This window comes from Exiguobacterium sp. U13-1, assembly GCF_001750115.1.
Lineage (GTDB): Bacteria > Bacillota > Bacilli > Exiguobacteriales > Exiguobacteriaceae > Exiguobacterium_A > Exiguobacterium_A acetylicum.
In genome coordinates this window covers 1,760,838-1,774,964 of sequence record NZ_CP015731.1, presented here as the reverse complement: position 1 = coordinate 1,774,964, position 14,127 = coordinate 1,760,838, and the positions used below count along the sequence as shown (strand labels likewise).

Here is a 14,127-nt window from a genome sequence, read left to right as displayed (position 1 = left end):
TACTATATATTTGGTTTGTTTCATGAAACAGAATGCCCTCTAATTATAGCGCTTCACAGAATAATTTTGGAAACGCATTCAAATTACTGGTGATTTAGTGATAACGTACGTCATACTGATTATAGGTATTAGAAAAGGAGTGTTGAAGATGGAATACAAAAAAGGACTCGAAGGCGTCATTGCCGCTGAAACACAAATCGGTTTAGTCGATGGAACGTTAGGTCACCTTATCTATCGCGGACACTGGGCAAAGGAACTCGCATTATCCTATTCATTCGAAGAAGTGGCGTATTTCATCTGGAATGATGAATTTGCAACTGAATCGGAATTGGTCACGTTCAAAGAACAGATGACGAGCTACCGTGAACTTCCTTCTTACGTTAAGACGATTCTCGATACATTGCCGAACGAGATGGATGTCATGAGTACGATGCGAACAGCAATCTCGGCACTTGGTACACCCGCTTTCGCTTGGCCACCGACAATTGATCAAGCGATGCACATAACAGCACTCTTGCCAACGATCATTGCCTATAAATATCAAAAAAATCAAGGTGCTGACTTCATCGAACCGAATCCGGAACTTGATCACGTCGCGAATTACATCTATATGATTAAAGGACAATTGCCGAGTGAAGTTGAGATTAAAGCGCTGACGGCGTATCTGATCCTAACGATTGAACACGGCATGAATGCTTCGACGTTTGCTTCCCGTGTCGTCGTCTCGACGGAATCGGAAATGATTTCTGGCGTCTGTGCCGCGATCGGTTCCATGAAAGGACCGCTTCATGGTGGTGCTCCGTCAGAAGTCATTGAGATGATTGATGAAATCGGAACGATCGACAACATCGAACCGTGGATCCGGAACAAGTTAGAGAAAGGCGAAAAACTGATGGGCTTTGGTCACCGCGTCTACAAAACACGCGATCCGCGTTCAGAAGCCTTAAAAGTCGTCTCAAAAGATCTCGCACAAGAGAGCGATTGGTTCAACCTGATTACACAAATGGAGCAAACAGCAATCGATTTACTCGAGGAATACAAACCGGGTAGAAAACTGTATACGAACGTTGAATTCTTCGCGGCAGCCGTCTTAAAAGGACTCGACATTCCGAAAGAACTGTTCACACCGACGTTCACCTCTAGCCGTATCATCGGCTGGACGGCACACATCCTCGAACAATCGCAAGACAACCGGATCTTCAGACCACAATCGTCCTATACAGGGCAGATGCCGGAACAAGCAGCTAAGTTTTGATTAGTCTCTAGTTACGATCAAAAAATGAGGCTGACTCAAAAAAGAATGACGCGTCTTTTCACGCCCTTTCCTTAGGCGAGACACAAGCCAGTTTTCCTGCTCCGTTGAAGCAGGAAAACGGGTCTTGTTCGTCTCTGACAGCGCATAAATGCGCTTATTCCTGTAGGAGTGGCGCGAAACGCGTCATTCTTTTTGTTACGAGATAAGGATGGCAGATCATCATTCTGCCATCCTTATCTTTGTAGAGACTGACTTTTGAGTCAGCCCCATTTGCTATGGCGTTTTATTTAACGATTGTATCTAATACGAAATCTAGTACTTCCACTTCACACCCTGCCGCTTCTACATCCGGGCTACACGCATACGGTCCAATCTTCAAATCGGTCACGTCATGTAAGTGTGCGATCCGGAGTTGCTCTTTGTGCTCTCCTGTCACGTGATATAACGTGACGTCTTGATTGAGATAGTGGAGTTCAAAGACAAGCGGTGCGTCAAACAGCGTATTGTCAACGTCCCGACACGACCAGTCCGAGTACCCGAAGCTCGTCACGACGGCACCCAGATGCGATGGACCATCCGGAATGAACTCAGCCGAGACCTTCACCCAGTGATCGTCGTTCACATAAAGCAAAATCCCCGCCTGATCATATGTCGCATTCGGGTTTAATTTTACTTCGATTCGGCACTTGAACTCTCCTTCCGGTGCATCCTGCAACAGTGCATGCCCCGTCAGACGGTTGAACTGATAATGGGTATTGCGCCAAAAATCCGTATCCGGATCCGTCATGAAGCGTAATGGTGTTTCCTGTTCGTTACGTGACGGTCGATTGAGCCACTTCATTGATAATATCCTCCCTCTTAACGTCCTCTTAACTTCCGTAACTTTCGATAGCCACGAATGAGCATATCGAGCATACAATCCCTCCTATTTTCTATGAACCCTTAGACTACTTGGCGAAGTCGTTGCATATCCTTATTCAATGCTGATCGTTTCAAACGTCTGTTCCGTATTAAGTATTGCACATCTGACCGGTTATCGTACATAAGTTGGATATGGAAATAATTGATATATTCAAGAATTGCGAATACATATAATAACAAGGCAAGTTGTGTTCCGGAGACGGGAAGCTCAGATCGGAAACGCATCCAATCGATTCCGAACGCACACGCTGTCAGAACGATCAAAGCCAGATTGATGACACGACAGTGACGTAATCGTCGGACGACGGGTACCGGGGTGACTGACGTTCCTTCCTTCTTCAGACGCCTTGACTTGCTGTACCAATACCAAGCTCCTTGAATCAACAACAGCTCAAACAAAAACAGTGACATCCAAAAGGCACTGAGTTCAAATAACTGCAGTCGTGGAAAGACACGATTACCAAACCAACTCAGCGGTAAAATCGTGACGACCGTGAACAGCTCCCCTCGGTACAGATAGGTGAGTCGTTCCGCAACGAGCTGCTTCATGGCGTCACCCATTCGATCCGGAACTTACTTCCTGGACCAAGCCGTGCGATCAATGGTTGATCAGCCTCAATCACGCGTCCGATGACGTTGACTCGCTCATCTGCCGACAAATTACGTTTCGTGATTTGAACCTCGCCCGCGTATCGTCCGTATTTTTCATTATCGATCGTGATCGTTCCAAGCGGACGGGCAGACGGATCTTGCGGTGTTAGATCGATCGTCGACGGCTTCATCCGCGACTCGACGGATCGAATGACATCCCGCGCCGGATCAAACCGATTCGTTTCCGTCTCCCGTTGTGCTTGCTGTCCGTTCGCGAGTGCCCGCAGTACGATGATTCCGTCTTGCTCTGCTTCGAATTGCCGAATCGTCGCCTCCGTCAATCGTGGATCCCCAACAAGAATTCGATCAACGGTCGATTGTAAGTCGATGTAACTGGCGAACGGTGCCGCATTTCGGTGTTCTTCAAGTGTTGGTAGCGTCTCAAACAACGGTCCACGGAGTGTCTCGTCACCCGGTATGAACGCTTGAACCCGTAATCCTTTCGTCTGCAACCAGGCATTCTTTTCGTCAAACCATGTCCGGTCGAGTCCCGTTTCCGGTCGCGGATAAAAATTATGCCACGCTTCCGTTTGATCGATTCGCAGACCCTGTGCCTTCATCTCCGTCAATTCGTCTGCTGTTAACGTACTGGCGTTCAGTGCGACCATCATTTGGTTCGATAACGTCGCGATTTGCTGCGGACTGATGCCGTAATCAAGACGTAGTCCGGTGACACCCCAGTCCGTTAACGTCGCTGCCGTCTCCCATGTCTTGCCGAGCGTCGCGAGCGACGCTGGTGCGATGTCCGCTACGAGTTCGAATCCGAGCTCACGTGCTAAACGACCGAGCGCTTGCAAGCGTTCGACGTACAGTGAAGAATCGTCCTCGGGAATATGTAGCGATGTAAAGAGCGACGTAAAGCCAACAACACGCATCCGCTGTAGCCACTCGCTCGTCTCGTCTGTGATCGGTTCACTTAAATAGATTGATAATCCTTTCATCGACTCACTCCTTCACTTCTCTACTTAGGGAAAAAGCAGCTGATTCCTTCTTTTTCGAAGGATTCAACTGCTTTTCAATACCTTAAATACCGTCTGCCATCTCTTCTTTGAAACCGAACCAATACGTGAACAGGAATCCTGCCGCGTACGAGATGACGAGACCACCGATGTACGTCAAGTACATTCCGTTGTCGATCAACGGTGTCAATGATAAACCGGATACGCCGACTCCAAGCGCCGTCGTCTTCATCGTTGCTTGGAAGGCACCACCGACTGCTGCGCCGAGACATGCCGTTACGAACGGACGACCGAGCGGCAACGTAACACCGTATAACAATGGTTCACCGATTCCAAGGAAACCGACCGGAATCGCACCTTTAATGATGTTACGCAGGCGCGGATTGCGCGTCTTGACGAAAATCGCCATTGCCGCCCCGACTTGACCCGCTCCTGCCATTGCAAGAATCGGTAAGAGTGGCGTGTTGCCAATCGTGTTCAAGAACTCGAGATGGATCGGTGTTAATCCATGATGAAGACCAACCATGACGAGTGGTAGGAAGAAGCCTGCCAGCACGGCTCCGGCGAGTGGTCCACCGACCTCAAGTACGGCATTGATTGCTTTCATGATACCGTCTGACAACAGTCCAGCAACCGGCATGATCGCATAGAGCGAGGCGAATCCGACGATCAGCACCGTCAACAATGGCGTGAAGATGATATCAATCGATGCGAGCATGAAGCGACGGATGTGTTTCTCAAGATACGTCATCAACCACGCAGCGAAGATGACACCAAACAAGCCGCCCCTGCCTGGAACGAGCGGTTCCCCGTAAATCGTGATGTCCGCAAGCACGGGGTTGAATAGAATCCCACCGGCAATCGCCCCGAGCACCGGTGTTCCGCCAAACTCCTTCGCCGTATTCCAACCGACAAGGATTGCGAGATATGCAAAGACCGTCCCACCGATCAAGAGTAAAATCTGCATCCATGTCTGTGTTGCATCGACACCCGCATTTTTTGCGAAGTTCGCACCACCGTTGATGATACCGGAAGCAACAAGACCCGGAATGAGCGGAATGAAGATGTTCCCGATTCGGCGCAAGAAGCGTTTGAACGGTGACTGTTGTTTTGCTTTTACTTTTTGCCGTTCGACGGCGGCTCGTTCTTCTGGCGTCAAGTTCGGATCAACGGATTCTTCCCCGATTGCGAGTCCCGTCTCGCGACTTAAGTGGTCCGCTACCCGATTGACCGTTCCCGGACCGACGACGATTTGTAACGTCTCGTCATCGATGACCCCCATGACCCCATCAATCCGCTTTAACGCATCGATATTGGCTTGCGTCGGATCCTTTAACGATAAACGAACCCGCGTCATACAGTGCGCAAGCTGCCGGAGATTATCTTTTCCACCGACGTGCTCGAGAATCGCGTGTGCCAGCACTTCTTCCTTCTTCATCGTGTTTCCCCCTTAGAGTGCGTCTCGGACAAATCCGTTCGCTTGATGTAATCGTTCGACGGCTTCCGCATGCGGAACATTCGCGAGAATCATGACGATCGCCGTCTTGACGTGCCCGTTCGCTTCACTAAAGACACGCTCCGCCGTTACGGCATCGACTCCTGTTGCCTCACAAATCATTCGCTTCGCCCGGACCTCCAGTTTTTCGTTCGTTGACTGGACGTCGACCATCAGGTTTTGATAGACCTTGCCGACACCGATCATCGCCGCTGTCGAAATCATGTTCAAGACGAGCTTTTGTGCCGTTCCAGCCTTTAGTCTTGTTGACCCCGTCAAGACTTCCGGACCTGTTTCGACTTCGATCGCATAACGCGCGTGCCCACTGATGACCGCATCCGTGTTGCAAGAAATCGCTGCCGTCACCGCTCCGACTTCCTTCGCGTAATCAAGCCCACCGATGACATACGGTGTCCGCCCGCTTGCTGCAATCCCGATGACCGTATCACGTGCTTCTAGCTGGAGCGCTTTCAAATCGTCGACGGCAAGCGTCCGACTATCTTCTGCTCCCTCGACCGCCTTGATTAACGCGCGTTCGCCGCCAGCAATCAAACCGACGACCATGTCTGGTGAGACCCCGAACGTCGGTACACATTCTGCCGCGTCAAGAATCCCGAGCCGCCCGCTCGTACCGGCACCGATGTAAATCAAGCGTCCTCCGTTATTGAATGATGCAATGACGTGTTTGACGACTTCCGCGATGACAGGAATTTGTTCCCGAATGACCGTCGCGACCGTTTGATCCTCAGCGTTCATCACCCGTAAGACATCCTCGACTGTCATCTCATCGAGTTGCATCGTCTGTTCATTTCGACGTTCCGTTGCTAATTGATCTAACATCTGCTTCACCCTTTCTCTTCCCTCCCTTTATTATACAATTAAGAAATTTTAATTCAATATTTTTTATTTAATTTTGAAATTAAATTTCGATATATAAAAATAAGGTTTTGTTCTCCTTTTTCAGGCTCGGTCTCTTGATTTCCTGCTTGTCGTAATTTCCTCATTCGCAAAGTCCAGTAACGCAGACATTCGCTCCCGACCAATCGTCGCGACGAGTAACGGGATGCGTGGTCCGTAGGATTGATTGATCGTCAGTTGATAGAGTAGCGTCGCATAGTGTTTCTGCAGACGAAGCGTCTCCTTTTTTTCAGCTTGCCGTGTCAAACGGTAGAAGGCAGAGAGGATGTCTTCATCCGTTCGAAGAGCAACGACGAATTGTTGGATCCAGTCCTGTTCCGTTCCCGACAGTTGCGCATGTAGTTCATAATTCGGAACAGAACTGATATGAAGTTCCCGCTCCGGACACCATTGCGTAACGAAAGTACGAGCACGGTCAATCTGTTGAGGTGGAACGCTCGCGCAAAACACATTTTCAATCAAATCAGGGTCAAAACCAACCATCGGACCAATCATCGTCAACTGCGTAAACGAAACAAGATGAGCAGTTCCACGATGACTCCAACGCAGACTTTGCTGAATGTCTTCGGATTGACGCGATGAGTGTGCGACAAAACGCTCGAACTCACTGTAATTGCGTAACACATCTTCATCGATCCCGATATGAAAGGCGTGATTCGGACGATGTTTCGCAAATAAGAACAGAAGAATGCTCGGTGGATAGACGGCGAGTAGATCTTGCGGAGTCAAGACACCACCGCTTGAACTCGACATTTTTTTCGACTCCCCTTTTAGACGAATGAATTCATACGGGAGATAGAGCGGTGCCGGCTGTTGGAAAATTTCTTGCGCAATCCGGGACGAAACCGTGTAACTTCCGTTTGCTGCCGAATGATCCTTTCCACCCGGCTCGAAATCGACGCCTTCATGTGCCCAGCGCATCGCCCAATCGACTTTCCAGTTCAATTTCATCCGATGTTCCGTCCGCATATCAACCGTTGCCATATGACCACATCGACAGCTGTAATGGTACGTGGCTTCAGCTTCATCGAACGAATCGATGGTAGTCGCGTCGGTTCCACAAGCAGCACAATAGACGGTCGCCGGGTAAAACGCTGCTCGCTCATTATCGGATCCTGCCGCTGTCTTATGGTCGATCAAGATGTCATAAATCGCGTGACGATGGCGAAACGCGTGGATGATTTGTTCAGCATAAATGCCAGACGTATAGGCTTCGTGTTGATAACGGTAGTCTGGTGTGATCTCGAATGCTGTCAGCATCGTTTCGAATTGCTGTTCAAAGTACGTCGCGTAACTCATGTCGGATCGATCCGGTGCCGGAACGGCGTTATAAGGCATCCCGATGTATCGAGTAAATGCTTGATCGACATCCGCTGGTACTTTCCGAAAACGATCGTAATCGTCCCACGAAAACAAAAAGCGGACGTCTTTACCGAGGTCTCGCAGCGCACGCGCAACGAAGTACGTCGTGACGACTTCTCGGAAATTGCCGATATGAACGGGACCCGATGGACTGATCCCGGCAGCGCAGACGTATGTCTCTTTATCTGGCTGACGCTCGATGATGGTTCTTGCAGTGTGTTCTGCCCAATGCATGATGATTCCTCCAGTAGTAGACAAAAAGCTGATTTTCGCCCGTTAGTTGCCTAAAGGACGAGAATCAGCTTCCCGTGGTACCACCTTTGTTCGTCCGCCTGTCACCAGACGAACCTTCACATGTACAATCATACATGCTCTCGATAATGGGAGAACCCATCGTAGCATCATCCATATCGGAATCCGTACGAAGCTCGGAGGCTTTTTTCAGAGAGAAACCCGGTCATCCGCTCTCACCATCTCGGACTCGCTTGGCACCGTCAATTTCTTCCTACTCTTCTCGTCATCGCCTTGACTATGTAATTTTGATTAGCATACAGATTCATCCAGTTCATTGTCAATTCTTTTTTGAAAGATGAGTGGATACAAGATAAAACTTTATTTTGAGTTTCGATGGTGAAAATCATCGAATCCGAACATTGATTGTATCATTCCCACCCTGGAAGTGGGCGTGGTGGTTCCTCAACAAAGGCACGATATCCATCGAAGCGCAGTCCTTGACGTTGCGGATTATAGTTACGAATCAACGGATCACCTGTCTCGTCCTCGTTCTGCCAAAACCAATGTTCCGTTTGAAAGACCATGATTGACGAATACTGGAATCGCTCTGCCATTAGATATTCTCGAACCGATTGCATCACTTTTTCAAAGCGCGAATCCGAGTCGTAGCTTGAACCAAGGCGTTCTTGTTCTTGTTTCCCTTCGAAAATCTTAACCGAGAAATACGCATCCCTCTTCGCAATCGGATACTCGATTTCAACGCGAACCGAGTCGACGAAGCGAATCGGTCGTGGTTTGCTCACTTCCTCTTCAGAATTGTGATTCTCTACATAATAAGTATTTGTTGCAATCGAGAAGTCCTTGAACTCCCAGAACATATCCCCTTGCGAAATGATCGCATATTCAAGGAACGTGCCGAAGTTCTGTCCAATCGGATCAGTCTCCTCTGTCGACAACTCATGAAACATCCAGTGCATATAGGGTGTCTCATCTGTCTTCGCATCTTCCGTATGGATCAAGACGTATCCTTCGTTCATTTCGCCAATCATCAAGAAATGATCGTAGTCTTCATGGATCAGATCGTACTCTTTAGCTTGGATTGTCATTTCAATGACTTTCTCAAGTGGATAGAGTTCGATGCCGAGACCTTGAATCATAAACAATTCCGCTCCGTCATGTAAACGAAGGAATGTCTTATATTCACTTGGTAACGTTAGCTTGAACTGTTTTTCAAATGACTGAATCGCCTGTTCCGTCACCGGGTCATTCAAATTGAATTGAGCGACTCCTGTATCGTATCGCCGCTGAATGAAGGTCGACCCGTGATTGATTTTTTGTGATAAGACGTCAAGTACCGCTTCGATTTGGTTCATTTCTTTCATGGGGTCCATCCTTTTCATTTTCGTATTCGTGAATGATACGACTTCACCCTATACACCATACCATTTTTTCAATTATTTGGTGTATTCCATCCTATTCGTTCTGTGGTATTCTCGTTCTAATATCATTTTAAAAAATTGCATTCGAAGAGGTGACCCATGTCTAAATCATCATCGATGTTGCTCATATTACTTGCTGCGATCTTTTGGGGCACGACGGGGACCTCACAAGCCTTTGCGCCAGAAGATGCACACCCGATTGCAATTGGTGCCGTTCGTCTGGCTGTCGGTGGATTGTTCTTACTCTGTCTCGTTCTCTTCAAAGGAACGCTGACGTTACGCGACTGGCCGGTGCGGACGATTTTACTCGCTGCCGTCAGCATGGCGGCTTACCAACCGCTGTTCTTCTCCGCTGTATTGATGACCGGTGTCGCCGTCGGTACCGTCGTCGCAATCGGTAGCGCACCAATCTTTTCCGGGTGTATCGAGTGGCTGTTCCTAAAGAAACGTCCAGCGCTGCTGTGGTGGGCATCGACCGGACTATCGATCACCGGCTGTCTGTTGCTATTGAACAATCAAGGAACGGTTGCGATTGATCCAATCGGAATCGTCCTTGCACTCGGTGCCGGACTATCGTTTGCCGGGTATACGTTCGTCAGTCGAAACCTCGTCAAGACACACGCACCGCTGTCAGTCGTTGCCGTCATTTTCACGACGAGCGCCTTACTGTTGTCACCTCTGCTCTTCTTATTCGACCTCTCCTGGTTGTTCACGTCACGTGGTGCCGGAATCAGCCTCCATCTTGGCGTCGTTGCGACTGGAATCGCTTACTGGTTATTCGCGAAAGGACTGTCGAACGTACCATCGTCGACTGCCGTCACGCTCTCGCTCGGTGAGCCGCTGACTGCCGCCTTGCTTGGTGTGTTCGTCCTCGGTGAAGAATTAAGTGGTACGGCCTGGTTCGGGATCTCGTTATTGTTACTCGGAATCGCCTTATTGATTGGTTCGTCTCGCCTAGCAACGCGCCAAACTGTTTTGACAGAAGAACGACAAACTCGGACTGGAGGCTAAATCATGCAAGAAATCACGCTTGAAAAACTGCAATTTCGCGAGGATTATCATATCGGACTCGATCAGCTCTCGGTTGATGTCGCAAATGGTAACCGATTGATCTTTCATTTTCGTGGGCATACGGAGGAGACGATGATCATCGTCGGTGACTACAGCTGCAATTACTTCCGATTGACCTTCGAGGCGGATGCGATTCTGCTTCGTTCACCGGACCTCTATGAACTAAAAGAAAATGTTGAGATCAATCCGATTCCACTTCTGACGCTTACCGATTCAAAGCTACTGACATTCGCACGTAAAATGATGAATCTCGATCCTACAAAAGACTGGATCCATTACTGGCTCCGGGCGTTCGAACAGGATTTTCATGTCTTATCCCCCCGTCCACCGGTCCTGACTGATCTCGGACATAAGCGAAGCGATGCAATCGTCACCTATTCATTTGATTCGCTCATCGTTGAATGACATAAAAAAGCCCTACCTCGCCAAAGGTAGGGTATTCGTTCGTCCCGCCCAACGACTCGCGCCGGACGGTTACTTGGATTATAGATACAAAGATAAGGTTTTTTCAACCGACTGGACGGAATCGACCGGACTGAACCGCTGTACGACACGTCCTTGGCGATCGATTAAAAACTTCGTATAGTTCCATTTAATCTTTGACGACAGCAGACCCGACCGTTCACGTTTTAGGAATGTATAAAGCGGATGTTCATTTGGTCCATTGACATCGATCTTCTGAAACATCGGAAACGTCACGCCATAGTTCAGCTGACAGAACTGCATCGTCTCTTCCTGATTCGCGAACTCCTGCTGATTGAATTGATCGCACGGAAAGCCAAGCACCGTGACTCCTTGCTCGTCATATTTATCGTACAATGCCTGTAGTTCGCCAAGTTGTTTGACGAGCCCACATTTGCTTGCCGTGTTGACGATCACGAGGACACGCCCCGCATAGTCACCTAATGAAACAGTCTCGCCCGCTGCGTTTTGTACGGTTGCATCGTATACGGTTTGCATGTTTCCCAGCTCCTTTGCCCCGAGTATAAGACAAAACGCGCACCCTGTCGTTTTCAGGCATGCGCGTAATGCTTTACCAGATCGTCTCTTCTTTGTCGCTCAGTTTGATGACGAACGGTAGGATCAAGACGAACAAGAGACTGACGTATCCGAGCGATAAGTAATGTTGCGAGTCTTTTGAAATGTATTGCTTCACGCCGCAGTTCGGACATGCTTTCCCATGTTTCGCAAATCCGACAGCGAGCACTTCTTTCGTTTTGAACTTATATTGGCAATTCGTACAACGTACCATCTGACCATCTCCTTCTTCCTTATCTACTGGTGGATTCAGGAAAAAGTTTCATGAAATTGAAGGTAACCGACATCTTACCACATCGATTCTTCCCGGTCGCTCAACCGGATTAGAAATGGCAAGAACAGGACGAACAAGAGACTGATATTCCCGAGTGAAAGATAAAATTGTGACTTCCGGGACATGTATTGTTTCACGCCACAGTTCGGACATGGTTTGCCTTTCCCATGTATTGCAACACTGACAGCGAGTAGTTCTTTTGTGCTGAACTTATACTGACAATTCGTACAGCGTGCCATGACATCATCTCCTTTTCTGTTATCTACTTATAGATTTTGGAAAAGGTTCCGTCGAGTGGATGGGTTGTAAACGCATCTTCAAAAATTCATAACTTCCACCATTTGTCGCCTGTTGGAACCGTTCGACTGGAAGGAAGCCACTCTTCGTATACAAGCGAATCGCCCGCTCGTTGAATGTCGCTACGGCTAATTCGATTTGCTTAGGTGCATACCGGTCCATGATGAACGCAAGACCGGCTTCTAAAAATGCCGTACCATTTCCTCGCCCGGTCAAGTCCGGTCGCATGCCAAGCCCGACGTCAACGACGTCTGCGTTTGGTTCAAATACATAATAACCAATCAATTCTTCACGATCCAACACAGCAAAATAATGTTCCGTCCGCTTTGCTGGATCGAGAAATTCTGCTAAATCTTCTTCGTCATTCGGCATATCATAAAATGCAAACGCCCCGTCATATTGCCACTCGTAGGCAATCTGTTCCGCCTGTCGTTGCGTCAGCGGTGAAAATGTATAGCTCATCAGGATTCAGCTCCTCTTGGATTCGTCAACGAGATCGATTCTTTCGGTAGTCTAACAGTAGCGGCAATACATTTAATCCGATCGAGATGAACGTCAATACCCACAAAGCCCGCTCCATGCCGGGTACGACGTCCTGTAACGCTGCCCAATCCTCCCGCGCCACGAATTCCGCAACGAGTCGGTATTCAGCGCACAAAGTCAGTGCCGTAAAACTCAGTCCGAGCACCATCAGGAAACGATAGTCCTTACCGATCAAATAAAAGATGATATTCAGTGCCGTAAATCCAATCGCCAGTAAACCCAGTATGATCCACATCGTATCGTCTCCTCTCACCTCTCCTTTTTACTATATTTGGAATCCATTAATCGGTATATCCGCCTAGAGTTGGATTTTCTGTCCGCTCAGCGAAATAACGCTCGAGCAACCGATGATGGAGTAACGTTTCGACCAAACGGACGGTTTCGAGCGTCGCTGCAAAATCAACCTGTTCAAAATCCGTATGCTCATGCAGATAGCCGACGGACAAGTTGACAGTTGGAATAGCTCGTAGCGCGAATAGTTTCGCATCACTGCTTCCTCCGTACCGTGTCGTTCGCCAATCTGGCATATCACTCAACAGACCGGCTTGTTCAAAACATGCGCCAAAAGCCTCCTCACAAAAATCAAACTCGCCATAACAACCTGTTACAATGTCGCGTGTACCGCGGCGATCAAAGACGATTGCTGCGTCGACGTCCTCTAAAAAGGACGCGTCCATCGCTTCAGCACCACGACAACCGATTTCCTCTTCGACTGAAAATGCGAGCTTGATCGTTCCTCGCTGAGATGCGTTCCATGAGTTCAAGAATCGCAGCGATACCCACTCGATCATCTGCCCCAAGAATCCCGTTTGAGCTCGTTAAGATTGTTCCTTCCTGAAATAGCGTCCGGTACGAATCGATACGGTCGACGGTATCGAGATGTGCCGATAATAAAATGACCGGTCCTTCCCCTTGATGGTAGGTCACGAGCAGGTTCCCTTTTTCATCGACAAAAGAATCGTCAGCAAACCGGCGGACTGCCTGTTGTACACGACTGCGAACCATCTGTTCCCTTCTGCTTTGTCCAGGAATTGCGAGCCATCTTAAAAGACGCTTTCTGAAGCGTTGCAATTCCAGCTCTTGTATCGTCGACGCGTCTTGTTTGATGCGATATAATACTTCCGCCAAATCCAGCAACAGCGAACGTTGGTCTCTCACTTCAAGTTGAATCCACCGATTTTGTAAGGACACAGTTAACCCTGGAACCGCGTCTGCCGCTAAACGAAGCAAATACCGTTGCTGGTTCGTCAGCAAATCCTGCGTATAAACCCGAGCAGCTCGTTTACCGTGACCGTCACAACAGGAACTTGTCAAAATCCCAAGTTCGTTCATCATACGAACGATACCTCGGACATACCCGTCAAACAGGTGATAGGGTAACGCTTGTCTTTTTGGATCAAACAATGCTTCCATCCCATGATCGTCAAGTGGTGCATGACGCTGTTTTGCTTCTTCGATCCAATCGAGAATCTTTTCATCCGTCACTTCTTGTTGACTCGCTCGTTGCATGACATCTTGTACGCAAGCTGACCATGTCGGTTCCTCGATGACTTCCCCGTTTAAAATGCCATATCGGATCCATTTGCTTTCGTTTCTCATCTCACATCGACTCCTTTAGTGTTGATACCTATAGAGTAGCAACACCATTGTGACAGCTTGTCACATACGTT

The 14,127-nt window shown here is 48.6% G+C and carries 17 protein-coding genes; 3 read left to right on the top strand and 14 right to left on the bottom strand.

What is annotated here, in order from left to right; translation table 11 throughout:
• Positions 1–148: 148 nt before the first annotated feature.
• Positions 149–1,255, top strand: a complete 1,107-nt coding sequence (locus ESP131_RS09040) for a citrate synthase/methylcitrate synthase (RefSeq protein WP_069940452.1) — start codon at positions 149–151, stop codon at positions 1,253–1,255.
• Positions 1,256–1,538: 283 nt separating this feature from the next.
• On the opposite strand, the gene ESP131_RS09035 is transcribed toward ESP131_RS09040, so the two are convergent.
• The 7 genes from ESP131_RS09035 to ESP131_RS09005 form a co-directional block, all read right to left on the bottom strand.
• Entirely contained in the window at positions 1,539–2,096 is a 558-nt protein-coding gene (locus ESP131_RS09035) for a DUF1349 domain-containing protein (RefSeq protein ID WP_069940451.1), read from the bottom strand.
• Positions 2,097–2,197: 101 nt separating this feature from the next.
• Complete coding sequence (locus ESP131_RS09030) at positions 2,198–2,725, bottom strand: general stress protein (protein WP_069941027.1); 528 nt, start codon at positions 2,723–2,725, stop codon at positions 2,198–2,200.
• On the bottom strand, positions 2,722–3,768 hold the full coding sequence (locus ESP131_RS09025) for a DUF871 domain-containing protein (protein ID WP_069940450.1): 1,047 nt from the start codon (positions 3,766–3,768) through the stop codon (positions 2,722–2,724). Before ESP131_RS09025 ends, ESP131_RS09030 begins: the two co-directional genes overlap by 4 nt.
• A gap of 82 nt (positions 3,769–3,850) precedes the next feature.
• Positions 3,851–5,224 (bottom strand): PTS transporter subunit EIIC, encoded by a 1,374-nt coding sequence (locus ESP131_RS09020; protein ID WP_069940449.1) that lies wholly within the window; start codon positions 5,222–5,224, stop codon positions 3,851–3,853.
• A 12-nt stretch (positions 5,225–5,236) separates the two neighbouring features.
• Positions 5,237–6,121 (bottom strand): N-acetylmuramic acid 6-phosphate etherase, encoded by an 885-nt coding sequence (gene murQ / locus ESP131_RS09015; protein WP_058705319.1) that lies wholly within the window; start codon positions 6,119–6,121, stop codon positions 5,237–5,239.
• 120 nt (positions 6,122–6,241) lie between these two features.
• Positions 6,242–7,795: a lysine--tRNA ligase gene (gene lysS / locus ESP131_RS09010; protein ID WP_069940448.1), complete on the bottom strand. Its 1,554-nt coding sequence runs from the start codon at positions 7,793–7,795 to the stop codon at positions 6,242–6,244.
• 428 nt (positions 7,796–8,223) lie between these two features.
• Positions 8,224–9,177 carry an SMI1/KNR4 family protein gene (locus ESP131_RS09005; RefSeq protein WP_231925605.1) on the bottom strand — a complete coding sequence of 318 codons (954 nt, stop codon included), beginning with the start codon at positions 9,175–9,177 and terminating at the stop codon, positions 8,224–8,226.
• A gap of 156 nt (positions 9,178–9,333) precedes the next feature.
• Here ESP131_RS09005 and ESP131_RS09000 point away from each other — a divergent pair, with 156 nt between their 5' ends.
• Both ESP131_RS09000 and ESP131_RS08995 read left to right on the top strand, forming a co-directional pair.
• Positions 9,334–10,245: an EamA family transporter gene (locus tag ESP131_RS09000; protein WP_069940447.1), complete on the top strand. Its 912-nt coding sequence runs from the start codon at positions 9,334–9,336 to the stop codon at positions 10,243–10,245.
• 3 nt (positions 10,246–10,248) lie between these two features.
• Positions 10,249–10,710, top strand: coding sequence for a hypothetical protein (locus ESP131_RS08995; RefSeq protein ID WP_069940446.1), 462 nt, complete (start codon positions 10,249–10,251; stop codon positions 10,708–10,710).
• Positions 10,711–10,788: 78 nt separating this feature from the next.
• Here the strand turns inward: ESP131_RS08995 and ESP131_RS08990 are convergent, their stop codons facing one another.
• From ESP131_RS08990 to ESP131_RS08960, 7 genes are all read right to left on the bottom strand, one after another.
• Positions 10,789–11,265: a glutathione peroxidase gene (locus tag ESP131_RS08990; protein ID WP_069940445.1), complete on the bottom strand. Its 477-nt coding sequence runs from the start codon at positions 11,263–11,265 to the stop codon at positions 10,789–10,791.
• Between the two features lie 73 nt (positions 11,266–11,338).
• Positions 11,339–11,557: a hypothetical protein gene (locus ESP131_RS08985; protein ID WP_029341406.1), complete on the bottom strand. Its 219-nt coding sequence runs from the start codon at positions 11,555–11,557 to the stop codon at positions 11,339–11,341.
• Positions 11,558–11,631: 74 nt separating this feature from the next.
• Entirely contained in the window at positions 11,632–11,856 is a 225-nt protein-coding gene (locus tag ESP131_RS08980; protein WP_069940444.1) for a hypothetical protein, read from the bottom strand.
• 19 nt (positions 11,857–11,875) lie between these two features.
• Entirely contained in the window at positions 11,876–12,376 is a 501-nt protein-coding gene (locus ESP131_RS08975; protein ID WP_069940443.1) for a GNAT family N-acetyltransferase, read from the bottom strand.
• Positions 12,377–12,401: 25 nt separating this feature from the next.
• Positions 12,402–12,692 carry a hypothetical protein gene (locus ESP131_RS08970; RefSeq protein WP_035397924.1) on the bottom strand — a complete coding sequence of 97 codons (291 nt, stop codon included), beginning with the start codon at positions 12,690–12,692 and terminating at the stop codon, positions 12,402–12,404.
• Positions 12,693–12,738: 46 nt separating this feature from the next.
• A complete protein-coding gene (locus tag ESP131_RS08965; RefSeq protein ID WP_069940442.1) occupies positions 12,739–13,134 on the bottom strand; it encodes a hypothetical protein in 396 nt (131 codons plus the stop codon).
• Positions 13,135–13,138: 4 nt separating this feature from the next.
• Positions 13,139–14,056, bottom strand: a complete 918-nt coding sequence (locus tag ESP131_RS08960) for a hypothetical protein (protein ID WP_069940441.1) — start codon at positions 14,054–14,056, stop codon at positions 13,139–13,141.
• Positions 14,057–14,127 lie beyond the last annotated feature (71 nt).